The organism is Desulfosporosinus cupriresistens, assembly GCF_001707885.1.
Taxonomy (GTDB): domain Bacteria; phylum Bacillota; class Desulfitobacteriia; order Desulfitobacteriales; family Desulfitobacteriaceae; genus Desulfosporosinus.
Genome location: NZ_MASS01000012.1, coordinates 75,754 through 99,248 on the forward strand (window position 1 = coordinate 75,754; position 23,495 = coordinate 99,248).

Sequence of the window (23,495 nt, forward strand, 5' to 3'; positions counted from 1 at the left end):
ATCACTAAAGTTTTTTTGAATTCTAAGCTTTAGGTTAAGACTCTGCTGAGACTTCATTTTCATCTTTATCGAGTTTTACTTTATCATTCTTCTTATCCTTTTCGACGACGACATCACGATTTTCCACGCTGACAATTCCTGATTTAGCCACTTCAATCTCGACTTTATCAGCAATAAGTAACATAACAGAGTTATCCTTCACTTTTGTGATTTTACCATAGATTCCTCCGGCAGTGATTACCCGATCCTTTGCACGAAGACTGCTGAGCAAAGCCTTCCGTTGTTTAGCTTGCTTCTGTTGGGGCCGTATCATGAGAAAATACATAATGCCAAAAAAAACCGCAAAATATAGGACCATGGACAATGTCGTTTGATTCATATTAAATCCCCCTTTTTTTATCCCTAAACTATTCCTCACATTGTGGCAAAAATCCTTCTAGGCCACTTACTTTTCTGCTGAAGAAACTCTTATATCTGGCCTCTGGCATCTGACTCCCGACCTCTGTTAAATGTACCCGTAATCTTCAAAACACTTTTTACGGTACTCTGGCAAACGATTTTCTTTGATTGCCTCTCGGATTTCTCGCATTAAGTTCTGGAGATAACGCAAATTATGGATAGTCATCAAACGAAGACCTAAAATCTCATCAGCCTTGATCAAATGCCGGATATACGCCCGCGAATAATTGCGACACGTATAGCAATCGCAGGTTGCATCAATCGGTCCAAAATCATGTGCACACCCAGCGTTGCGAACCGTCACCTTGCCGTAACGGGTCATCGCTGTCCCATTGCGAGCAATCCGCGTCGGAAGCACGCAGTCAAACATATCAATTCCTCGCATAACCCCTTCAATGAGAGCGTCTGGTGAACCTACTCCCATAAGATAACGGGGTTTTTCTCTGGGGAGCAAGGGTACAGTATAATCTAAGACTTCAAACATCATTTCTTTCGGTTCTCCAACACTTAACCCACCGACAGCATAACCCGGTAAGTCTAGTTCTGTAACCTCGGCAGCACTTTGACGACGCAGGTCTTCATACATACCTCCCTGCACAATTCCAAACAAGGCTTGGGTGTCCGTCGTGGTCAAAGTCTCCTTACACCGTTTGAGCCAACGCGTAGTCCGTTCTAAAGAATCTTTAGCGTACTCGTGGGTACAAGGATACGGTGCACACTCATCAAAGGCCATCACAATATCGGATCCCAGAGCCATCTGGACCTGAGTCGCAATTTCCGGGCTTAAAAATTGGAGTGAACCGTCGATATGAGATCTGAATTCTACGCCGCTCTCTTTAATCTTCCGCAGATCTCCTAAGCTAAACACTTGAAATCCACCACTGTCCGTCAAGATTGCTCCGTCCCAGTTCATAAAACGATGCAGCCCACCTGCTTCGCAAATTAACTCCTGCCCTGGTCTTAAGAAAAGATGGTATGTGTTACTTAAGATGATCCCGGCCCCAATCTCTTTGATCTCCTCTGGCGTGATTGTTTTAACAGTCGCTTGTGTCCCAACGGGCATGAACACAGGTGTATCAATCACACCATGCGGTGTATGCAACTTTCCTAGACGTGCTTTTGTCCGAGAATCTTCTTTAATTATTTCCAAATGAACTGCGTTCAAACCCTTCACTTCCTTCTTTTATCGATGCACGATGCTCGAAGTCCAAAACCCAAAGCCCGAATGTCGCGCATCGTGCCTCGCGCTTCTCATATAATGAGCATGGCATCTCCAAAGCTATAGAACCGATACCTCTCCCTTACGGCAACCTCATAGGCTTGTAAAATAAGTTTGCGCCCTGCCAAAGCACTTACCAACATGACTAAGGTTGACTTTGGGAAGTGGAAGTTTGTCAGGAGAGCATCTACAATTTTAAAGGAATAACCCGGGTAGATAAAGATATCCGTCCACCCATCTCCAGGAACAACCCGCCCGTGATCAACCGCGGATTCTAAGGTTCGGGCTGCTGTTGTCCCTACAGCGATGACTCGGCGGCCTTCTTGTTTTGCTTGATTAATTCGCTCGGCAGCTTCCAAGTCCACACGATAATACTCTGAATGCATGGCATGTTCACGGATATCATCCACTTTAACCGGGCGGAAGGTTCCTAAGCCCACGTGAAGCAGGATCTCCACAATTTGGACACCCATTTTTTGCAGTTCGCTTAAAAGTTCCGGCGTAAAATGTAGCCCCGCTGTCGGCGCAGCTACTGAACCCCGCTCTTTAGCATATACTGTCTGGTAACGTTCTTGATCCTCCAACTGAGCTGTAATATACGGTGGAAGAGGCATCTGTCCAAGCTGGTCGAGTATTGTTTCAAAAAGACCAGAATAGGAGAAATGGATCCTGCGGTTGCCATTCTCTAGAATATCTTGAAGAACACCGGTCAGAATTCCTTGACCGAAGGACACTTTCTGCCCCACCTTAAGACGTTTTCCAGGCTTCACTAAAGCCTCCCAAACATCAAGTTCAAGTCTTCTTAAAAGTAGGACCTCAATCTTGGCCTCAGTACCTTCTTTTTCCCCTATCAAACGGGCGGGAATGACGCGAGTGTTATTAAGCACAAGCACATCGCCCGTTTTTAGAAAGGACACAAGATCCCTGAACGTATGATGTTCTATCCCACCACTGTCACGCTTGACAACCATTAAGCGTGAAGCATCTCTAGGCTCCACCGGATGTTGGGCAATCAACGTTTCTGGCAAATCAAAGTCAAACTCCGAAAGGTTCAATATATCCTTCTCCTTTAAATCACACGTGGTTATCTGATCATGAATTTCATCATTGAATAAGGGTGTTATTGTAGTAAAACGATAGTATTTCTTTATAAGTATACCCTATTTGAGCCATATGATAAGCTCCCCATTGGGACATCCCCACACCGTGCCCCCAACCTTGGCCTTCAAAGATAAAGACCCCGAACGGCTGGGACGTGGCACTCGTTCCTAACGATGAACTGAGAACCTTAGTGAGCAAAGGGCCTTGCTCCTTTTGAGCCGAACTAGTCCCTGAAACTAAGGGAGCTTCAGTGCTTAGAAACACAGATAAGCCTGATTTTCCGTACAAATCAAGTTGGGGCGCAATTGTCTGTGCTTCAAACAGACTTCCTAAGAAGGCGGCTGTTCTAATTGGTTGCCCAAAAGGATAAAATGCTTTGACAAATGTACGCCCAGTAACGGTCTGGGAATGTCCAAATCCATCTTCCATCCTTACACTTTTAACCCTACCCGAGGGAAATTTGTCAAGCTCAACATTTCGGACTGGTCCTACCCCAAACGTTGAACCTAGGAGCGGTGCAGAGACAATAAACCGCCAATTCGCAACCGCACCGCCAACTCCTTCTGAATAAGGATCTGGATGAGATACATTGTGAATATCCGTAGTTCCCCAAACATTTTTAGCGTCTTCAGTATATCCCCCGCTATGTGACGAATAAAGTGCTTCGATTGGTTGCTTGCTCTGGGTGTCCACTAAAATTTGCCCTCGGGTAGCGTCGACTGCTGCCGAAGCTTCTCCTTCCACGAACTTTCCCGCATAGGCCTGATCGATATCAGGAGAGTCGGTAATCGTCTTTTGGCCATTCTCTGTATGTCTAACAAGAAAGGTTCGGGCAGCCACGGCTTGAGCCTTGAGCGCTTCTATCCCTCCATGAGCCCATTCATTGCTCATTTCGATAGGCACAACGCCTTTAAGGTAGTCTTCACTGTCCACTCGATTAATTAACCGCCAATGACCATTTTCCCAATTCAGTTGTAATCCTCCGCGATAAACAACATCATTGCCCTCCGGAGTTTTAACACGCAGACAGCCCAAGTTATTCCCCCTCAGCTCTAAAACAGATCCTTGGGAAACTTGATAATCTTCCTGGTTAATTCGCAAAATAGGAGTCCAGCCACCCCAACCTAACTGGAGGGTAGAACCTGTTGGAAACTTATGAATCGTTGTCTCCACAATGAGTTGATAATCACCTTGTTCAACATCTATTTCAACCCATGAAGCCTGGCCTAACTTCCAAACAAGCTCAACTGAAATCTCGTTTGCTTGACACGGAGTGGCCGGACTCAACACGAGTATGAATAAAGCCATACACAAACAGAGGAACCGATACACAATCTGAAGCATGCTCAACACCACCTTCATGTTCAGATTGCCCTTTTTCCTTGGCTTATATGTCGTCATTCCCTTGGGATAATGTGGTTATAATTCTATGGTTTCTCTTCCGCGAAAAGTCCGCTGTCAGACCGATTCTGAGGTAGTGAATATCCGAAATGCTGATAGGCTCTTACTGTGGCCATGCGTCCACGAGGAGTACGTTGAAGGAATCCCATTTGGAGTAAAAATGGTTCGACAACATCTTCAAGCGTTACTGACTCTTCCCCGATAGTTGCCGCGAGCGTATCTAAACCAACTGGGCCTCCAGTAAAGGTTTCAATGATCGTCTTTAATGCTTTTTGGTCGATCTGATCCAATCCTAACGGGTCAACCTCCAAGCGATTGAGCGCTTCTCGGGCTATTGATTGGGTGACGACGCCATCTTCCCAGACCAAGGCAAAATCCCTAACTCGTTTCAACAAGCGATTGCCAATTCTTGGTGTGCCACGAGAGCGACAGGCAATCTCTTCCGCACCATCATCCGTTATATCCAATCTCAAGATACTTGCTGCCCGAAGCACAATTTCTTTTAAATCCTTAACCTCATAGAATTCCAGACGACTAATGACCCCAAAACGATCACGTAAGGGAGAGGTTAACTGTCCGGCTCTTGTGGTGGCCCCTACCAACGTAAACGGAGGCAGGGACAAGCGAATTGAACGGGCACTGGGCCCTTTTCCGATCATGATGTCTAGACACCCATCTTCCATGGCTGAATAAAGGATTTCTTCTGTCGTCGAGTTTAAGCGGTGGATTTCATCGATAAAAAGCACATCACGAGGCTCTAAGGCCGTTAGAATAGCCGCTAAATCGCCTGGCCGTTCAATCGCCGGACCAGAAGTGGTGCGAATACTCACGCCCATTTCTGCCGCAATAATATTCGCCAGTGTCGTCTTCCCTAAACCGGGCGGTCCATATAATAAGACGTGATCCAGCGCTTCTCCACGGGTGGATGCCGCTTGGATAAAGATACTCAGATTTTCTTTAATTTTTCTCTGCCCAATATAATCACCCATCCGATTGGGTCGAAGCGCTTCCCCTTCGTGATCTGCAGGTTGTTCTTGGGGCGCAACCAAACGCTCTTCCATTTCCAGCCCTCCTCTCGTCTGCCTTTAAATTATTAAGCTCTCTGTTTAGTTTATCCGCCCGCAAGCAAACGCAGAGCTTTTTTCACCTGCTCTTCCGTTGTTAATTCCCCACTGTCTTTAACGGCATGTCCCAGGGCTTGTCTCGCCTCTTCCAAACCAAAACCCAGAGCTAATAATGTTTGTAGTGCTTCGGAGTGCGTATGGGGAGAGGTCGCTGAAAATGATTCCCCACCGGTTGGGAGAGAAACGTGTCCTTTGAATTTTTCTTTCAGTTCCAAAATAAGTCGTTGGGCTGTTTTTTTACCGATCCCTGGAACTTTGGTCAATAAATTAAGATTTTCACTAACAATGGCACTTCGAATCTGAACTGCTCCAAAGGTTGAAAGTAGTGAGATGGCAGCTTTAGGTCCAATACCTGAAACACTCAACATTTCCAGAAAGAGTTGTTTTTCTTCTAAGGAAGAGAAACCATATAAGGATAAATCATCTTCGCGCATCACCACATGGGTGTACACAACAAGTTCTTGCCCCAGCGAAGACTTCGCCAAGAGCCCATAGGGCACTGTAAGTAAATACCCAACCCCTTGCACATCAAGCACCAAACGTTCAGATTGGATTTCCCAGACCTTGCCTCGCAACATCCCAATCATCGGAATTCCTCCATTCTCCGATTCAAGGCAAAACTATGGGCATGACAGATTGCAATGGCTAAAGCATCAGCTGTATCGTCTGGTTTGGGAATTTCGTCCAACTTTAATAATCCTTTGACCATTTGTTGAACCTGCGTTTTCTCGGCCTTTCCATATCCTACAACCGCTTGCTTAACCTGTAGCGGAGTATATTCATAAATCGGGATGCCATGCTGGGCCCCGGCCAGTAAGACGACACCTCGAGCATGTCCCACTGCTAGGGCGGTTGTGGTATTGCGATTAAAGAAAAGCTCTTCAACCGCCATGTGATCTGGAGGGTGCTCCCGAAGAAACGGGTCAATTTGTTGATATAACATTAACAAACGCACCGCCAGAGGTGTGTGAGCAGGCGTTCGCCAACAAGAATAAGCAAGTGGGCTTAAATGACTTCCTTTTTGTTCAATTAATCCATACCCCATAATCGCCGTTCCAGGGTCAATCCCTAAAATAATCATACGCACGTCTTCCTTTCAACATAGTAGATTTCGACAGAAGACGGACGATACCCTTTCTCCTATAAAATACCTTTCTACTCTTGCCACAGAGGTTCATTGACCGTATCGATAAACGACTGAACCTCATCTAAGGAATAGAATTCTACCTTAGGGGCAATATCCAGCATTTCCTTTGGCCAAGCTTGGACATTTAATCCAGTCACGATGACCCTACCGTTCACTCCCGGAGTCCCTTCGATTACAGATAGCACCCCATCCTCCAAACCAAAATGATAGGTAACACTAGGCGAAGCACCATTAGCCAACGTATCCAACGATGGAGTAGTTTCCGAGCTGATTGAATTAAAGGCGCTATCAGCACGATTTATATTGTCCCACCAAGACATTGCTGTAGGTACAATGCTGCCAATTCCTAAACCAATAATAAGGACGAGACTCATTACAATACATCTGGACATAATGAAAAACCCTCCTGACATGTCTTCTTACCTCTAGTCTTGCCAGGAGGGCATGGTTTAATCGTTATGATGTTCGAAACTTAGTCTTGTCTAAAAATCTTCATCCGACAAGGCTTCCGCCAATTCAAAATTAGAATACACCCCTTGAGTATCGTCATGATCCTCAAGGATATCCATCAAACGTACAATCTTCCGTGCCTGGTCTGCATCCGTTATTTCGATGGTGTTTTGAGGAATAGGGCTAATCACAGACTCTTCCACTGAAATTTTTTGATCTACAAGCGCCTGACGAACACTTTCCAGAGCGTCTGGAGCGGTGTAGACTACAAAACCATCTTCATCAATATCTAAGTCCTCAGCTCCTGCGTCTAAGACCATCATCATCAAATCATCGTCGTTTAACTTAAGCCCCTCACGTATGATTCTCAGTTGACCTTTTTCTTCAAACATCCAGCTGACGCAACCGGTCTCACCCATGTTGCCACCATTCTTAGAAAAAATATGGCGGACCTCACCAGCCGAACGGTTGCGATTGTCCGTTAGAATATCAATCATTACGGCTACACCGCCAGGACCGTACCCCTCATAACGCAGTTCTTCATAAGCTGCGCCTTCTAGGCCGCCGATCCCTTTCAGAATTGCTCGTTGGATATTTTCATTGGGCACATTTTCCGCTTTAGCGTTTTCAATGGCAATTTTTAATCGAAAGTTGTTAACGTCTCCCCCACATGCCCGGGAGGCAACGACTAACTCCCGACCCAGTTTGGTAAACATTTTCCCTTTATGGGCATCTGCCTTGCCTTTTTTATGTTTAATGTTTGCCCACTTTGAATGTCCCGACATGACAAACTCCTCCTTGTGCTAATTGACTATTAAACAGTTTAGCATAGGGTAAATTCCCTTGTAAAGAAATATATAGAAAAACTAAACTCTTAATGGAGTTACTATCTCCACTAAAAGTTTAGTTTGGAAACTTATTCAAAGCTTTCTGGGGCATCGAACCCACGAACATCGAATCAGCTTTGGCTGGTAAAAAGTTCAGTGCTCAAGTAACGCTCCCCTGTATCGGGAGCAATGACAACAACGTTTTTGCCCTCTCCCAAGGTCGCGGCTACCTGAAGTGCCGCACTTACAGCAGCCCCAGAAGAAATACCTACCAAAAGTCCTTCTTCACGTGCTAGACGCCGCGTTGTGTCAAAAGCATCCTCATTACTTACTTGAATGAGTTGATCCATAACTGTTTGGTTTAAAACTGCAGGGACAAACCCAGCGCCAATCCCTTGGATTTTATGCGACCCTGGTTTGCCACCAGAGATGACCGGCGACGAGGCAGGCTCAACCCCAATGATCTTTACTTCCGGCAGACGGGCTTTCAAAATCTCACCCACCCCCGTTATTGTCCCTCCAGTACCAATTCCGGCGACAAAAGCATCAATACCGCTCAACTGATCAAGAAGTTCTAAGGCGGTGCTCTGTCGATGTGCTTCTGGGTTAGCAGGATTTTCAAATTGCTGAGGCATAAAATAATCTGGGTTTTCGCGGAGCAAACGTTTTGCCTCTTCAATCGCGCCGTTCATTCCTGCTGCTCCAGGCGTTAACACAAATTCAGCGCCATAGGCGGCCATTAGCATCCGCCGCTCAACGCTCATCGTATCCGGCAGAACGACAATTAAACGATAACCTCGAGCGGCTGCAATCATCGCCAGCCCTATACCCGTGTTCCCACTTGTCGGCTCAACAATAGTCCCCCCCGGTTGCAGAACCCCTCGTTCCTCAGCATCCCGTATCATCCCCAAGGCTATCCGATCTTTGATACTTCCGCCTGGATTGAAAGCTTCAGCCTTGACATAAACATTAGCCATGCCAGGCTTCACCACTCGCTGTAGACGGATCAAAGGGGTCTGCCCTATCAAATCCGCAATAGAATCAACAACTCTCATGTTCAATTCCCCCAATTCATATCAAATTAGTATGGATTAATAGTAACAACTATTAATCCATTTGTCAAATAGAACTATTAGCCCTTGAGTCGTTCCTCCACTTCAGTAACTAAAGCTTCAATCTGGTGGGGTAAAGGGATTCGGACAACTCCTATGAGTTGAATATTCCCACGTTGGATTGGGAGCAGCAATTTGTCTGCCCTACTGGCAGAAATAGCCGTAGCCATAGCCGGAGTAATTTCTCCCAATAGACCATAAACCATCATTACCGCAATCGATCCGACAATAATGTCGACACGATCAGAATTAAAACAAATCGCCGATTCCCCCGAAGCACCCTCTGTAGCCCCTGCACGCAACATTGCTCCGGTAGCAAGGGCATTCGTTCCCAGAGCAAGAATATCCAACTCGGGCATTCGTTTACGTAACTGCTCAACAATATGTTTGCCAATACCGCCGCCCTGCCCATCAATGACTGCTATCCGCATAATACCCTCTTCCTTCCTTCTCAACATATCCGGGGAAGATGCTCACCTTCAAGCATGCCAACAATACGTTTTCCCCCCAGAGGGGTTTCTAACAAGACGAGTCCTGGCTTTTCCTCATGAACTTGCCCGATGCGTGCCGCATAGCGTCCCAGGGGGTGGGCCTGTATTCTTTGCAGAACATCGTCCGCGACTTCTGGGGCAACAATTACCAAGGCTTTCCCCTCATTCGCTAAATAAAGGGGCTCTAAGCCTAACATTTCGCATGCCCCTTCAACACTCGGAGAAAGTGGCAATAGTTTTTCATTTAAGAGAATGCTTACTCCAGCTTGCCCGGCCAATTCATTAAGCGTCGTCGCCACGCCACCACGGGTAGGGTCTCTCATACATTTAACTCCTGGCAAATAAAAGGCATCAATAAGTCCATTTAAGGGCGCGCAGTCACTAACCACTGGGGTTTGAAATTCAAGTCCTTCTCGCTCAGACAAAATTGCAATCCCATGATCTCCAATCGTCCCAGTAATCAGAATTTCGTCGCCGGGCCGAATTTGTTCTGGGCCGACTAAACGATTGGTAATATACCCGATCCCCGTTGTGTTTATGAAAATTTTATCTACGCTTCCGCGTTCGACAACTTTCGTATCCCCACATACGATGGAGACACCTGCTTCCGATGCTGTTTCGGCGACACTCTCAATGATCCGCTCTAAGTCAGCCAAGGGCAAGCCTTCTTCTAAAATAAGCGCCAGCGTTAAAAACTTAGGCGTCGCTCCACTCACTGCTAGGTCATTGATGGTACCACATACGGCAAGTTTACCGATATTTCCGCCGCGGAAAAACAAGGGTGAAACCACGAAAGAGTCAGTGGTTACTGCAATTTGCTCTCGTCCCGGTAATATGCTCGCATCATTCATCTGATCTAGGTAGGGATTGCCTAAATACTTCTGGAAAAGGGTACGAATTAATTCATGACTTAAACGTCCACCACTTCCATGAGCCATCATAATACGTTCCATTAATCCCCACTCCTTTGTGCGTATCGGTAATAAGCGGCACATGACCCTTCTGAAGACACCATACAAGGTCCAACAGGTTTCATAGGTGTACAAAAACGGGCAAACAAAGAACATTGGGTTGGATAAATTCGACCTTTCAAGACATCCCCGCAACGGCAACCGGGGGTTTCCTCGGAATGAAAAATCGGCAACGAGAATTTCTTGGCCGCATCCCATAAGCTGTATTGTTCTCGAATACCCAAGCCACTTTGGGGAATTAATCCTATACCCCTCCAGGATGCCTCAACCGGCTCAAAGACTTGTTCGATGAACATTCTGGCTCGAGGGTTCCCTTCTGGTTTGGCGACCCGTTTATATTGGATTTCAATTTCTGAACGCCCTTCCTCACGCTGACGAAGAAGCATAACAATGGCTTCTAATATATCAAGGGCTTCAAATCCGGTCACAACGCCAGGTTTGCCATAATCCTTAGCCATAAAACAAATGGGTTCTATGCCGATAATCGAGCAGACATGCCCTGGATCAAGGAAAGCATCAACAACCAATTCAGCGTCTTCAGCTAACAGTCTTAACACTGGCGGAACGACCTTGTGCATAGATAGCACGCTATAATTTTTTATTCCTTCATGTTTTGCTGTTTCTAAACTTACGGCTACAGTAGGAACTGTCGTCTCGAACCCAATTCCCAGAAAGACTACCTCTTTATCCCGGTTTTTTCGGGCTAACTCTAAAGCATCTTGGGTCGAATAAACAATTCGAACATCTGCCCCTTCTGCTCTTAAAACTTGCAAGTTTTTCTCTGTCCCCGGCACCCGAATCATGTCTCCGAACGTAGCCGTAATCACGTTTGGTTGGGCAGCTAAATAAAGGTAGCGATCAATATCACTGCTATCAGTCACACAAACTGGACAACCTGGTCCTGATATTAAGCGAACCGTCTCCGGCAACAACTCTCGAAGCGCATTTTTAGCGATGGCTACGGTATGTGTTCCACACACCTCCATAATTGTAAACGTACTTTGGGCTAAGGCCTGGATTTCCGCAAGATAGTCAGCCGCCTTAGTCAAAAGCTCCTTACTCTTCTTCATAGGCATTGGCTACCTCCAACAAAAGCTCTTCAGTCTCTTTTGCGCTCTCATCGTCGATGATTCCAATGGCAAAGCCCGCGTGAACCAAAACATATTCACCGATTTTGACCTCAGGAACCAAGTCAATACTGACAACCCGTTCATTCCCCATCATATCCACTTTGGCAATCGAACCATCCATCGAAACAACTTTAGCAGGAATAGCTAAACACATTTACAACACCTCATTTGCAATTAATAGTTGTCCGAAGGCAAGCCCGCCGTCTCCGGGAGGGAGCACTTTAGAGCGCAAGACTTCAATTTTGTGTTCTCGACAAAGATTAAGGATGATTTCTGTCAAAAGTTTATTTTGGAAGACCCCTCCGCTCAAAACCAAAGGATCTGCCGCTACTCTTAATTGTAACACAAGATCTACGATAGCCTGAGCAATGGTTCGGTGAAAACGATACGCGATTTCTCCCCGACTCACGCCAAGAATAATGTCCTGGACGAGTCCTTCAAAGAGCGGTTTTACCCCAAGGATGTATACCGCTCGTTCTATTCTAACCTCATAAGGATATAGTAATCGTAACTTATCTACCTTATGCTCTGCAACTTCAGCACTTCGTTTCTGCCAAAAGCTCGTTGCCAGACTTTCCAACTCGATAGCCGCTTGTCCTTCGTAGGTTACCTTTGTACAAACACCAAGCAACCCGCTCACTGCGTCAAAGAGCCTCCCTGCACTCGATGTTTGGAAGATTTGAACCCCTGTTTCAAGTTGGCGATCTAAGATTTGACGTTCATTGACCGAAAGTGTTGTCCAAAAAGGTTCCGTCTTTTGCCAAGTCTCACTGGTAAGAAGCGTTTTAAGATAAGCATAAGCGATACGCAAAGGACGTTTTGCAGCCGCATCGCCCGATGGAAGTGGCAAATACTCCAGATGTGCCTTGCGTTCATATCCTGAAGCATTACCGTATATAAATTCAAATCCCCAAATGCACTGATCTTCTCCGAGGCCAGTCCCATCACAGATAACCCCCAGAGTCGGGTCTGAGCGATCCCATTCTCCCAACACGCTGACTAAATGCGCATGATGATGCTGCACTGAAAGTTTCGACCAAGGCCGTTCCAGGGCAAATCGGGTCAGCTGGTAGTTCGGATGTTTATCGTAAGCAATCGCCAACGGCGAAATATTGACAACTCGCTGAAAGGATTTAAGTTCCTGGTGAAACCGTTGGAGATTTTCATAGCCTTGCATATCTCCAAGGTACTGACTTACAAAAGCCCGCTGGCCGGAGGCGAGGCAAAAAGCATTTTTTAGATCTCCACCTACACCTAGTAATGGGGTCTTGACATGAATTGATGACATCAAAATCGGTAAAGGGACCTGACCGCGAGCCCGCCTCAAAAAAACTGCTTCATCTCCGATAACTTGAACAACCGAGTCATCACAGGGATGATAAATATCCCGGTTATGCATCAAAAAATAATCGGCTATTCCCTGTAATTCTTCGAAGGCCTCATCATTGGTATAAACAAGAGGGCGGCCGCTGAGATTGGCACTCGTCATGACTAGCAAATCATACGGTCCTTCAAACAAAAGATGATGAAGGGGAGTATAAGGAAGCATGATTCCTAACGTATGAATTCCCGGCGTTATGTCCTCTGGTAAAGAATCAGTTAGTCCAACCTTACGTTCAAGTACAACGATAGGAGCGGCTGAACTTCGTAACAGTTCCTCCTCCTTGGGGGAAATAACAACTTCTTTTCGCGCTCGTGCTACCGTCCGAACCATTACTGCAAAAGGCTTGGCTCCTCGTTCTTTTCGCTCACGCAGGCGCCGTACTGCTTGCACATTTTGAGCATCACAAACAAGATGGAAACCACCTAATCCTTTTACTGCAATAATCTTACCTTGGGACAGTTGATCTACGCCAATGCCAGGGAGCACGCGACCCACATCATTTCTGAGTTCGACCATCGGCCCACACTCTTTACAGGCCACTGGTTGAGCATGGAAACGCCGATCTCTTGGATTTCTATACTCAACTGCACAGCCTTTGCACATTGGGAACCCTGACATGGTCGTTTGTGCCCGATCATAAGGTACATCACGGATAATCGTATAGCGAGGGCCACAATTCGTGCAATTTGTGAAAGGATATCGGTAATGCCGATCCTCAGGATCGGCCACTTCTTTAAGACAATCTCCACACGTTGCTACGTCGGGCGAAATTAAGACATCTACTTCTTGCCCCGCCTCACTCTCAACAATTTCAAACGTCGCATAATTTTCCAACTCAGCCCCAACGGATTGCGCTGTCACAATTTTAGCCAAAGGCGGGGCCTCTTCTAGCAAACGATGATAAAACAACTCCAGCTTAGCACCTTCTGCATGTATCGTCACACCATGGCTTGAGTTATTCACCCACCCTTTAATACCTAGTTCTTCTGCGAGCTTGAAAACAAACGGCCGAAACCCCACCCCTTGAACAATCCCATTAAAGTAAATAGTCTTTGCTTCAAGATTCATATGATACAACAACCAGCTTTCAATAGCTTTCTTGATTCTTCCTGTTCTAAGACGCTGCTTCTATAAAATGAGCGTTCAATTCATGACAGAAATCCTATTAACTTCCTTATATTGTACACGCCAATCTCTATTTTCTTCAAGAGGATGATAAGACTATTAAATTTCGACAAATTCAGAGGAATTAATAAATAGATTTTAAATAATAATTAAAATTTTTAGATTCTTCTAAAATATAAGGAGGAATAGAATAGTTCGAGTCGAATACATATTCTAGGTATAAATATTTCTGATTACAAGAGATGAGCATATTACAGGAGGTGTTCTGAAAATTATGGGAAATTTTGATTTGCTCAAAGCAAAAGGTGTTTCTCGGCGAGATTTTATGAAGTTAGTAGCTGCAACGACCGCGGCACTTGGCTTACCTGAACTTTTTGTTCCCCAAGCAGCCTCGGCTCTAGAACAAGCTCTTAAGAAGCCACCTGTTATATGGTTGGAAGGTATGGACTGTACAGGATGTACTGAGTCAGCCATAGCCACCTTAAACCCTTCGCCCGCTGAACTCGTTCTAGACATGCTCTCAATTCGCTATCATGAAACGATCATGGCCGGGTCCGGTCAAACATCCGAGGAAGCCTACCAATCAGCTCTGAAAGAAAACTTCGTTCTCATCGTAGAGGGTGCTTGCCCAGCTAAAGAGGAGTATGACCGTTTCTGTATGGTTGGAGGGAAGCCATTCCGCACAACCCTCATTGAAGCTGCCCGCAAAGCTCAGGCGATTATCGCCATAGGTAGTTGCGCATCCGAAGGGGCTGGTATTCCGGGCGCTTGTGCTTCTGGTGCCGTTGGGGTAGGAGAAATCCTTAGAACTGCCGGAATTTCCACACCGCTTATCAATCTTCCTTGTTGCCCCGTTAAACCCACAACCTTAATTGGTACTATCGTCTATTATTTAACTTATCATAAAGCTCCTCCCCTTGATTCGCAAAATCGACCTCTAGCATTCTATGGCACATTATTACACGATAACTGCCCACGCCGCGGCCATTTTGAAAATGGCGAATTTCTCACAGATTGGAACGATCCTCTCCAGAAGCAGTATTGTCTTATGTTAAAAGGCTGCAAAGGCCCGCAAACCTACACAGACTGTGCTCAAGTATGGTGGAATGATAACGCTAACTTCTGTATTAACGCCGGATCACCTTGTTCTGGGTGTTCAGAGAAAAGCTTTTATAAAGAATTTAGCCCTTTATATGCAAAACAAGAAATGTTTAAGCTACCGGGCATCGGCCAGATTAATGCCGATACCGTCGGGGCCGTTATCGGAGGAGCAGCAGCAGTTGGCCTTGGTGCCCACTTGATTGCAACTGCAGCCAGCGGCAGATTGAGCAGTAAGGATCATGATCGTAAGGAGGATATGTAGATGGCGAAAGTAGTTGTTGATCCTTTAACACGCATTGAAGGGCATTTAAGGATTGAAGTTGAAGTCGAGAATGGTAAAGTTGTTGAAGCACATGTCATCGGGACCATGTACCGTGGGATTGAAGCTATGCTGCGCGGTCGCGATCCTCGGGATGCTACGTATGTTACAGAACGTGTCTGCGGAGTTTGCGCAGGTTCTCATGGTTGGGCATCCTCAATGGCCCTAGACAAAGCTTTTGGGGCGAACGTTCCTGCTGGTGGTCGGATTATCCGCAACTTGATCATTGGGGCTATGTTTTTACATGACCATCCGCTGCATTTCTATCATCTAAGTGCACTAGACTACTTAGATGTCATGGCTGTCGCCAAGTATCAAGGAAAAGACCCTGGACTTCTGGCTGTTAAAGATAAAATTGTGAAGCTCGTTGTCGCCGGAGATACTGCTCCTTTAACCCCTCGCTACAAACCGGATGCCTTCAGTGTCAATGATCCAGAGTTAGTGACAATGGCCGTCGCCCACTACCTTAAAGCTTTGGAAATGCAAGCAAAGGCCAAGAAAATGTCCGCTTTGTTTGCCGGAAAACAGCCCCACCAATCTTCCATAGTTGTTGGTGGTGTTACTATGCTTCCCAATATTGAAGTAATTGAACAATTCCGCTCGATGCTTTCTGAGCAGCTTGATTTTATTGAAAAGATCTATCTCCAAGATGTTTTAACCTTCGGTACTGGTCCGTTGCTCCCCTTGGCTCAAGCAGGAGTTGGTGGCGGGGCTCTCAACTACATGTCTTATGGCGGTTTCGCCCGAGATAATGAGAGTAAAGATTTATTCTTCAAAGCGGGTTTGATCATGAATGGGGATCTAAGCAATATCTTACCTGTGGATGAAAAGAAAATTACGGAGGATGTTCAATATTCTTGGTATAAAGCCAGCGCAAATGGTAAAACACCCTATACTGAGGATACAATACCCGATCTCGATAAGAAGGGTGCCTACACCTTTGTTAAAGCTCCTCGCTATGATGATAAACCTATCGAAGTTGGGCCTCTCGCCCGGATGCTTGTCATGCAACCAAAAGGTCTTCTGGACATTATCGCCAAAAATAATATCAAACCAGGTGCTGTCGCCCGTCATGCAGCCCGTGCTTATGAAACTCTCCTTCTGGTCAAGGATATGTTCACTTGGTTAGATGCTTTAGAGAAAGAAATGGGATCCAAGGATTTCCGCATTCATGATACCGAGCACTGGGAAGCTCCGGCAACTGGGCAAGGGGCAGGCATGACCGAAGTACCCCGCGGCTCACTTGGCCACTTTGTCAAGGTCGCCGATCATAAGATTGAGAACTATCAAATGGTTGTTCCGACTACCTGGAATTTCTCACCCCGTGATGACAATGGAGTACGTGGCCCGGTTGAACAAGCTTTAATCGGCGTCCCAGTTCCCGACCTCGAAAACCCGGTCAATATCGTACGAGTAGTTCGTTCCTATGACCCATGCCTAGCATGTGCAATTCACCTCATCGATCCAGTAACCAACGACATTAAAAAATTCCGGATTGGCTGGTAGAAAAGGAGGAAAGGACATGGTTGACCCACTTGACCACCCATTATTCCAGCGTGTAAGCCACTGGATAAATCTAATTAATTTTCTGATGTTAGGCCTCACGGGTTGGTTTATACACTCCCCTTATCCTGGAATGCCCATGAATCTAGTCCGCAACTTACACTTTATCTTTATGTATTCTTTAATTATTAATGGAATTGTACGTTTCTACTATTCCTTTTTTGGAAAGCATAAGGATTATGGTCATATTTTACTCAATACCCAAGATCTTAAAACTATCTGGCCTCAAATTAAGTATTATCTGTTCATCGGCAAACACCCAAAAGTAGGGAAGTATAATCCTCTTCAGAAAATGGCCTATATCGCTCTGCCAATAATGGCTGTCGCCCAAGCAATTACTGGAGCCATACTCTACAAGCCGGAACAGCTGGCAAATCTCGCAGGCTATTTTGGCGGTTTAGCTGCTGTTCGTGGACTTCACTACGTCTTTATGTGGTTATTTATAGCAGTCGTTGGCATTCATATTTATCTTGTCTTTACAGCAGCCTATGAACAGTTTCTATTCATGTTCTTTGGCAAAATGAGAAATGAGAAGGGAATCTAATCATGCATTCACCAAAAATTATGGTGATGGGGGTAGGCAACATCCTCTTATCCGATGAAGGTTTAGGCGTCCGTTTTTTGGACGAGATGGCTAAAATGCCACTTCCTGATAACGTGGAGCTCCTTGAAGGGGGCACAGCCGGACTTGAACTGGTTCACCTCATACAAGAAGTCGATTTTCTAATTATTATTGATGCCATAGACGCCAAAGATGAACCCGGGGCATTATTTCGCTTCACACCGGAAGATATTCAGATCTTCCCGGAAAAGTTCGAGGTTTCATTTCATCAAATCGGGATCATTGAGGTGCTTGCCATGGCTAATGTATTGGGGCAAGCTCCTCAAACTTTAATTTTTGGCCTTCAACCCAAAAGTTTGGAATGGGGAATGGACATCAGCCCAGAGATCCAAGCGCTCTTTCCCCGTCTTAGAGAATTCGTTCTCCAAGAAATTGACTCCATTCAGCATGAAGGGAAATTTGCTTCGACCTTGACGACTTGATGAGTCTAAAAACGTACCCCTCATGGAAAATCAGAATAAAACAGACTTATAAGGTTCATATAACGAATGCACCTTATAAGTCTGTTTTATTTACTTCAGCCTTTCTTTTCCTAGCTAAAAGTTTCTGACGATATTTAGATATCAATCATGGTATTTACATAATAGATAAAGTTTTCGGGCACGATGCGTCGTGCCCCTTTGTATAGAAATTACGCTATGTTTTGCTGATAGACCTTGACTTCTTGCTTTAACCAGCTTGTCCAAGCTATAAGACCATTCCCTGAGCGACAAGATACCTCGAAGATCTTAATTTCAGGATTAATGCTCAGGATATCTTGTTTCATAGTCTCCATATTCACATCAGTTAACTGCTCAAGGTCCATTTTATTGAGAACAACTGCTTTGGCATTGCGGAAGATCACAGGGTACTTTGATGGCTTGTCATCTCCTTCGACGATACTTAAAACAATGACCTTAAACGCTTCCCCTAGATCAAAATCAGCTGGACAAACTAGATTTCCGACATTTTCAATAATCATGAGATCCGTTGCCTGCCAATCAAATTCCGGCAAAACTTTATTAACCATCTTACTATCAAGATGGCAACCTCCGCCAGTATTAATTTGAATGACTGGAATCTCGTGAATGGCGATGCGATCAGCATCTTTACTGGTAAAGATATCTCCCTCGATAACCCCCACATGGAGATCCAAGGTTAAATGAGGCAACGTCTTTTCCAACAGCGTCGTTTTCCCTGCTCCTGGCGAGCCTATGACATTAATGGCTAAACAATTATTCTTGCGGAAGTGGGTACGGTTTACTTCAGCCTGCATATCATTAGCACTAAGTAAATTTGCCATCACTTCAATTTCACGGCGAGTATGATCCATCTATTCAACCTCCAGACTTTCAAGTAAAAGTTCCTCTCCCTGAATCACTTCAATGCCCGTATTTTGACAATTTGGACAAAGAAAAAACATAGTTTTTACGGCAAACAAATGTTGACAATTCCTGCATCGAGCGCGTATAGGAACACGCTCTATAATTAGCTCTGCCCCCTCACATATGGTATCCTTGCTATATGCTTCAAACGCCATGTCCAAAGCATCTGGTTCTGCATTCGTAAGCTCTCCAACTTTTAGTTTAACCTGAAGTACGCGCTTAACTTCATGTAAAGAAAGGGTCTGTTCGATGACCTCAAATACTCCCCCCATTAAAGACATCTCGTGCAAATCATCACCCCTTCGTATTATGAAGTAACTATCCCAATTCTAAGTGTCCTGTTCCTGTTGTACTTCTCGGTCATAGGTGAACTTCTGAGCATTTGAGCGGATACATTGATACTATGTCTAAATTCGACAGGAGAAGCAAATATCCCTTTGTGAGGTGGAGGTCAAACTCTTCCAAGTGCAGGCACTCTTTGAACCCCACATTATAAATTCTTGGCACTCAACACCAAATCTACTGTATCCTTTCCTTGGTATTCTTTACTTAAAATCTGTATAATTATGTGTATTATAAACGTGTATAGAGTCGACCGAGATGGATAATATAATAATGAGTTCACTAAAACAACTGAAAAAGGAGGATGGTTAAATGAGCCGTAATACACCTGAAGTTCCTGAATCCGAAGGACAGTTGGATAAACTAAAGTGGGAAGTAGCTGAAGAACTTCATTTAGATGATGATATTCAAGAAAAAGGGTTCGCAAATATGACTACCCGTGAAGTAGGTCAAATCGGCGGAAACATGGTCAAAAAGATGGTTACTTTTGCTGAAAAAGAAATGGCAGAACAGGGTGCCGATATAATGGACTAACTATTATAGAAAACTGTCGTCCAGCACAATACTATTTTTTACAAATATGAGTTTATTCCATCCAAACTTATATTCACTCAAAACCTATTTTTCTAATATGCCCACAACGGGACGATCGTACACAAACGTTCGTTCCGTTTCTTATTTGTATGAATAATAGTTTGTTTGTTATTTTTGTTGTTTTTTGATTTTTGTTTTCTTGTTTTTTTGTTTTCTTTCTTGTTTATTCTATCTCTTTCATATCATATCTTTACTAGTTTTTTCTCTTGGCCACTTATTTACCAAAAATAAAGAGCGGGCACTCTATTTAAAGAAATAGACACCCGCTCAGATACCTATAGCTTTACTATAGAATATCCCCAGTATAACTGACTACGGCCTTACAATTTTATTCTTCTACATAGGGAATCGTTAGGGGACCAAGTGGTAATACTGCAATACTCATCTTCTCGCCATATTTATCTGTAAGTTCTCTCAAGGTTTGTTCAATACTCTTAATCGGTGTCAGTTTGGCTATTTTAACAGACTCATCCGGCAACGTTGAAAAGATATGGACATCCGCCCATTCCTGAATCATTGCCAGTCTTTGAGCTTCCCATTGGTCAAACATTTGAAAAGATGGTTCATTAATCATTTCTAAGAGTTCGCTTGGCGTGTCACGCATGTCTAAGATCTTAACAAAATTGCCATGCTCAGGCATACCCTCGATACATTCTGCTGCACAAATAATAGTCCCCCCCTGTTTGACAATCTTTTGAGCAGCATTCATACCTTTTACAGCTTGATATAAGTTTTGATCAAGCGGATAGCCAGAATTCGTCGTAATAACGACATCAAAGCGTTGATCGCACTTAATCATAGCATGTTCTTTAACATAAGCACACCCTGTTGCATGAGCTGCAGCTAACTCGCCCGCAAATACATTCGTAATCTCTTTTTTGCCATTCAGAGCAACATTTAAAAGGAAATCCGGTTTGCAGAAGGTGTTAACTTCTCTAGTCATCTCTTGGAGGGGATTATTCTCCAAGACCCCCCAAGTAGCCATTGGATGCCCAATCATCTTGGCGTTATGAAATGTAAGAATGGTTTCAATACCCGCAATCCCTGGCATAATCCCCTTTGGCCCTCCAGAAAATCCCGCAAAAAAATGAGGTTCAATGAATCCTGTGACAATTCTAAAGTCAGCTTCAACATATTCTTTGTTAAGGTATACCTCGCAGCCGAAACGGCTTGTTCCGAGATGCGTTAGCTCAGACTTATCGTGACAGTGATGATTGATAATTCGAACGGTATCTACAACCGTTTCCCCTAACATCTCAACAAATTCTTCTCTCGTTTGGTCACGATGGGTAGCTGTCCCGTTAATGATCGTAACATTCTCTAAAGGGACATGAGGAAGTTCCTCAAGTATCCAGGGAATCAATTTATGATTTGGCGTCGGTCTGGTAATATCACTAATCACAATGACAACACGATCACTGGATTTGACCATTTCTTTTAAGGATTTGGTGCCGATAGGGTTGCGCAGAGCATTCAATACAACTTCATGATCATCCTCTGGTGGCTGCTGGTGGGTTGGTTCAATAATTTTCGAATTTTCAGGAACGTTAACCTTCAATCCATTTTTTCCATAAGCCAAACTAACTTCCATTGTGACATCTCCTTAATCATTATTTATTATAAGTAAAGATTCTTCCCAATTAACAAAGTTTTTATAGTTTTTTAGTTTTTCTAAAACACACTTGGAAAAATTTGTATTAGGGGTCATAAATTAGCAGCCAAAGTTTGTAATTCACGACTCACTTGTTGTACCCCGTCAACCAAAATAGCTATTTCCTGATTGGCCTGCGCCTGCTCTAGAGTAACTGCACGGTTACGTTGAGAGCTCTCCGTAATTTTACTGATTATGACTCGAAATTGCTGCAAAATCCCACTTATCTCATTGGCTGAGCGATTACTCTCTTCCGCCAATTTGCGTACTTCTCCTGCGACCACCGAAAAACCACGACCTTGTTCCCCTGATCGGGCAGCTTCGATTGCGGCATTCAATCCCAACAGATTAGTTTGTTTAGCAACTTTTCGTATAAGCTCTAATATACTCGAAGTATACTGAAGATGATTGTTTCCTTCCTGAGCTTCCTCTGCGATCGAATTGCTAATAGAAACCACCTCTTGGGCAGAAGCAGCAGTTTGTTGCACTGCACTAACCGCTTGTTCCAGCGAAGTGCTTAGTATATCGACCTGCTTGCGAATGACAACTTTCAATTCTTCATCCCTTAACATCATAACGACCATGCCAGCTGCGATCTTCGCAACTGGCTTAACAATTGCCAACGGTCCCGCGATTCCAAATGTACCAATCTTTATGCCGTCCGCTTTAATTGCTAAACTAATCCCTTCCTTAAGTCGACCCCCGGATGCTTCAGCGTCTGAATCTGTAACAATAGCAGAATCACTAGTAGTCGCTAATATTTGTTTGCTCCCATTATGCTGCATACCTATTCTCGTTCGGGCAGAATCAGCAATAATCGTCCCGGTCCCATCGCAGACAATAACAGCATAGCCACATTGTCCATTAATAAATTCTACTATTTTTTGAGCAATATTTTCACTAAGCTTCCACACCATACTCTGGCTCTCCATTTCAAGTAAGCTGTCTCCTCATATCATACCATATCGTCTGATGGTCTGACCAGTTACATTATAGGTTTACAGGAGGAAAATACCAAAATATTTAGTTTTTTTTATGATCGTCCCAATTCCTTTGAATTGTAGTAATATCCTCTGAGCTGCAGGATGTATATGGATGTTGTCAACAATCAATTCACAATATACTTCCGAACTACACATCGCTGCCCCAACAATTCCCGGCTCCCGATGGTTTAGAGTGGTTATTGCATTAAAAGTATGGGTAATGCTTCGTGCACCGTTTTTATTGCATCTTCATAGGTTCCGCAGCTATGCCCTAGAGAGATAACGATGTCGCTAGCTATCCACACATTTTCTTATGAAACACTCTGCATTTTCAAGCTCTGGAGCTATTGTGACCACCTTAATAAGCTTCTTATAATTTCTCAACAGCTCAAAATCTGGATGCCCCCCAAGTGTTCTCTGCCCCGTACGTCTCAACTTCCGTGTTCAGTATACGAAAAGCACGATAGTCTCCAGTAACGATAGTGTCCGGTGGACACTATCGCCGAAAGCGCATAACCTTTCACGCATACTATTGCGCTGAAGGATTAGCATCGCCGAACCACCACTCTAAAGGAACGCTTTGAGGCGAAGGGAGCTTTTCGCCACACGGCGTCCCCAGACGCATACTCCAGCCGTGTGAAGTCGACGAGTCTTTCGCCACATTGCGACTCGTCACGCAAACTCCAGCAAAGTGACGATAAGTGGACGAGCTTATCGCCACACTGCATCCCGAAACAAATTCTCCTGCAGTGTGGATCCCAAACGGGTGGAACCACGGCCCATTCGTTCCATTCATTGCATAAATCTTACTTTCATGAACACAGAAAAGACTACCTCGTTAGAGATAGTCTTTTCGCTTGTTACCTGGCGATACGAAAGGCGGACGAGCTTTTCGCCACACTGCATCCCGAAACGCATACTCCAGCAGTGTGACGAAAGTCGGACGAGACTTTCGCCACATTGCGACTCGTAACGCAAACTCCAGCAATGTGGATCCCGAACGGGTGGAACCCCA

At 44.7% G+C, this 23,495-nt stretch carries 25 protein-coding genes; 5 read left to right on the top strand and 20 right to left on the bottom strand.

The window, feature by feature from the left end; genetic code table 11:
• Positions 1-34: 34 nt before the first annotated feature.
• The 15 genes from yajC to hypF all read right to left on the bottom strand — a co-directional run bounded on the left by yajC (position 35) and on the right by hypF (position 13,884).
• Positions 35-379 (bottom strand): preprotein translocase subunit YajC, encoded by a 345-nt coding sequence (yajC, locus tag DSBG_RS07075; protein ID WP_068963461.1) that lies wholly within the window; start codon positions 377-379, stop codon positions 35-37.
• Positions 380-505: 126 nt separating this feature from the next.
• On the bottom strand, positions 506-1,624 hold the full coding sequence (gene tgt, locus DSBG_RS07080; protein ID WP_068963462.1) for a tRNA guanosine(34) transglycosylase Tgt: 1,119 nt from the start codon (positions 1,622-1,624) through the stop codon (positions 506-508).
• An 86-nt stretch (positions 1,625-1,710) separates the two neighbouring features.
• Positions 1,711-2,733, bottom strand: coding sequence for a tRNA preQ1(34) S-adenosylmethionine ribosyltransferase-isomerase QueA (gene queA / locus DSBG_RS07085; RefSeq protein WP_068963463.1), 1,023 nt, complete (start codon positions 2,731-2,733; stop codon positions 1,711-1,713).
• Between the two features lie 49 nt (positions 2,734-2,782).
• Positions 2,783-4,123 carry a SpoIID/LytB domain-containing protein gene (locus tag DSBG_RS07090; RefSeq protein ID WP_083236763.1) on the bottom strand — a complete coding sequence of 447 codons (1,341 nt, stop codon included), beginning with the start codon at positions 4,121-4,123 and terminating at the stop codon, positions 2,783-2,785.
• A gap of 83 nt (positions 4,124-4,206) precedes the next feature.
• Positions 4,207-5,241 carry a Holliday junction branch migration DNA helicase RuvB gene (gene ruvB, locus DSBG_RS07095; RefSeq protein WP_068963465.1) on the bottom strand — a complete coding sequence of 345 codons (1,035 nt, stop codon included), beginning with the start codon at positions 5,239-5,241 and terminating at the stop codon, positions 4,207-4,209.
• A 50-nt stretch (positions 5,242-5,291) separates the two neighbouring features.
• On the bottom strand, positions 5,292-5,891 hold the full coding sequence (gene ruvA, locus DSBG_RS07100) for a Holliday junction branch migration protein RuvA (protein WP_068963466.1): 600 nt from the start codon (positions 5,889-5,891) through the stop codon (positions 5,292-5,294).
• On the bottom strand, positions 5,888-6,385 hold the full coding sequence (gene ruvC / locus DSBG_RS07105) for a crossover junction endodeoxyribonuclease RuvC (protein ID WP_068963467.1): 498 nt from the start codon (positions 6,383-6,385) through the stop codon (positions 5,888-5,890). The genes ruvA and ruvC overlap by 4 nt, the downstream gene beginning before the upstream one ends.
• Positions 6,386-6,459: 74 nt before the next feature.
• Positions 6,460-6,843, bottom strand: a complete 384-nt coding sequence (locus tag DSBG_RS07110; RefSeq protein WP_068963468.1) for a hypothetical protein — start codon at positions 6,841-6,843, stop codon at positions 6,460-6,462.
• A gap of 90 nt (positions 6,844-6,933) precedes the next feature.
• Positions 6,934-7,686 (bottom strand): YebC/PmpR family DNA-binding transcriptional regulator, encoded by a 753-nt coding sequence (locus DSBG_RS07115; protein ID WP_068963469.1) that lies wholly within the window; start codon positions 7,684-7,686, stop codon positions 6,934-6,936.
• Positions 7,687-7,859: 173 nt separating this feature from the next.
• Complete coding sequence (gene cysK / locus DSBG_RS07120) at positions 7,860-8,783, bottom strand: cysteine synthase A (RefSeq protein WP_068963470.1); 924 nt, start codon at positions 8,781-8,783, stop codon at positions 7,860-7,862.
• Positions 8,784-8,860: 77 nt separating this feature from the next.
• On the bottom strand, positions 8,861-9,271 hold the full coding sequence (locus DSBG_RS07125) for a DUF3842 family protein (RefSeq protein ID WP_068963471.1): 411 nt from the start codon (positions 9,269-9,271) through the stop codon (positions 8,861-8,863).
• A 20-nt stretch (positions 9,272-9,291) separates the two neighbouring features.
• Positions 9,292-10,284 (bottom strand): hydrogenase expression/formation protein HypE, encoded by a 993-nt coding sequence (gene hypE, locus DSBG_RS07130; RefSeq protein ID WP_068963472.1) that lies wholly within the window; start codon positions 10,282-10,284, stop codon positions 9,292-9,294.
• Entirely contained in the window at positions 10,284-11,378 is a 1,095-nt protein-coding gene (gene hypD / locus DSBG_RS07135; protein ID WP_068963473.1) for a hydrogenase formation protein HypD, read from the bottom strand. Before hypD ends, hypE begins: the two co-directional genes overlap by 1 nt.
• On the bottom strand, positions 11,359-11,586 hold the full coding sequence (locus tag DSBG_RS07140) for a HypC/HybG/HupF family hydrogenase formation chaperone (RefSeq protein ID WP_068963474.1): 228 nt from the start codon (positions 11,584-11,586) through the stop codon (positions 11,359-11,361). Before DSBG_RS07140 ends, hypD begins: the two co-directional genes overlap by 20 nt.
• Positions 11,587-13,884 carry a carbamoyltransferase HypF gene (hypF, locus tag DSBG_RS07145; RefSeq protein WP_068963491.1) on the bottom strand — a complete coding sequence of 766 codons (2,298 nt, stop codon included), beginning with the start codon at positions 13,882-13,884 and terminating at the stop codon, positions 11,587-11,589. It lies immediately after the preceding gene.
• Between the two features lie 331 nt (positions 13,885-14,215).
• Here hypF and DSBG_RS07150 point away from each other — a divergent pair, with 331 nt between their 5' ends.
• From DSBG_RS07150 to DSBG_RS07165, 4 genes are read left to right on the top strand one after another with little or no spacing between them, the layout of a single operon-like run.
• Positions 14,216-15,304: a hydrogenase small subunit gene (locus tag DSBG_RS07150; RefSeq protein WP_068963475.1), complete on the top strand. Its 1,089-nt coding sequence runs from the start codon at positions 14,216-14,218 to the stop codon at positions 15,302-15,304.
• Complete coding sequence (locus tag DSBG_RS07155; protein WP_068963476.1) at positions 15,305-16,867, top strand: nickel-dependent hydrogenase large subunit; 1,563 nt, start codon at positions 15,305-15,307, stop codon at positions 16,865-16,867.
• 16 nt (positions 16,868-16,883) lie between these two features.
• Complete coding sequence (cybH, locus tag DSBG_RS07160) at positions 16,884-17,468, top strand: Ni/Fe-hydrogenase, b-type cytochrome subunit (protein WP_068963477.1); 585 nt, start codon at positions 16,884-16,886, stop codon at positions 17,466-17,468.
• Between the two features lie 2 nt (positions 17,469-17,470).
• Positions 17,471-17,968, top strand: coding sequence for a HyaD/HybD family hydrogenase maturation endopeptidase (locus DSBG_RS07165; RefSeq protein ID WP_068963478.1), 498 nt, complete (start codon positions 17,471-17,473; stop codon positions 17,966-17,968).
• A 209-nt stretch (positions 17,969-18,177) separates the two neighbouring features.
• Here the strand turns inward: DSBG_RS07165 and hypB are convergent, their stop codons facing one another.
• Positions 18,178-18,858, bottom strand: coding sequence for a hydrogenase nickel incorporation protein HypB (gene hypB, locus DSBG_RS07170; RefSeq protein WP_068963479.1), 681 nt, complete (start codon positions 18,856-18,858; stop codon positions 18,178-18,180).
• On the bottom strand, positions 18,859-19,200 hold the full coding sequence (gene hypA / locus DSBG_RS07175) for a hydrogenase maturation nickel metallochaperone HypA (protein WP_068963480.1): 342 nt from the start codon (positions 19,198-19,200) through the stop codon (positions 18,859-18,861).
• A gap of 364 nt (positions 19,201-19,564) precedes the next feature.
• Here hypA and DSBG_RS07180 point away from each other — a divergent pair, with 364 nt between their 5' ends.
• The gene (locus DSBG_RS07180; RefSeq protein ID WP_009616494.1) at positions 19,565-19,786 is read left to right on the top strand and encodes an alpha/beta-type small acid-soluble spore protein; all 222 of its coding nucleotides are present in this window, start codon (positions 19,565-19,567) and stop codon (positions 19,784-19,786) included.
• 388 nt (positions 19,787-20,174) lie between these two features.
• Here DSBG_RS07180 and larA read toward each other — a convergent pair whose 3' ends face one another.
• The 3 genes from larA to DSBG_RS22370 form a co-directional block, all read right to left on the bottom strand.
• Complete coding sequence (larA, locus tag DSBG_RS07185) at positions 20,175-21,437, bottom strand: nickel-dependent lactate racemase (RefSeq protein WP_068963481.1); 1,263 nt, start codon at positions 21,435-21,437, stop codon at positions 20,175-20,177.
• Positions 21,438-21,550: 113 nt separating this feature from the next.
• Positions 21,551-22,414 (bottom strand): sugar diacid recognition domain-containing protein, encoded by an 864-nt coding sequence (locus DSBG_RS07190; RefSeq protein WP_068963492.1) that lies wholly within the window; start codon positions 22,412-22,414, stop codon positions 21,551-21,553.
• A 595-nt stretch (positions 22,415-23,009) separates the two neighbouring features.
• Positions 23,010-23,276, bottom strand: coding sequence for a hypothetical protein (locus tag DSBG_RS22370; RefSeq protein WP_141694257.1), 267 nt, complete (start codon positions 23,274-23,276; stop codon positions 23,010-23,012).
• Positions 23,277-23,495 lie beyond the last annotated feature (219 nt).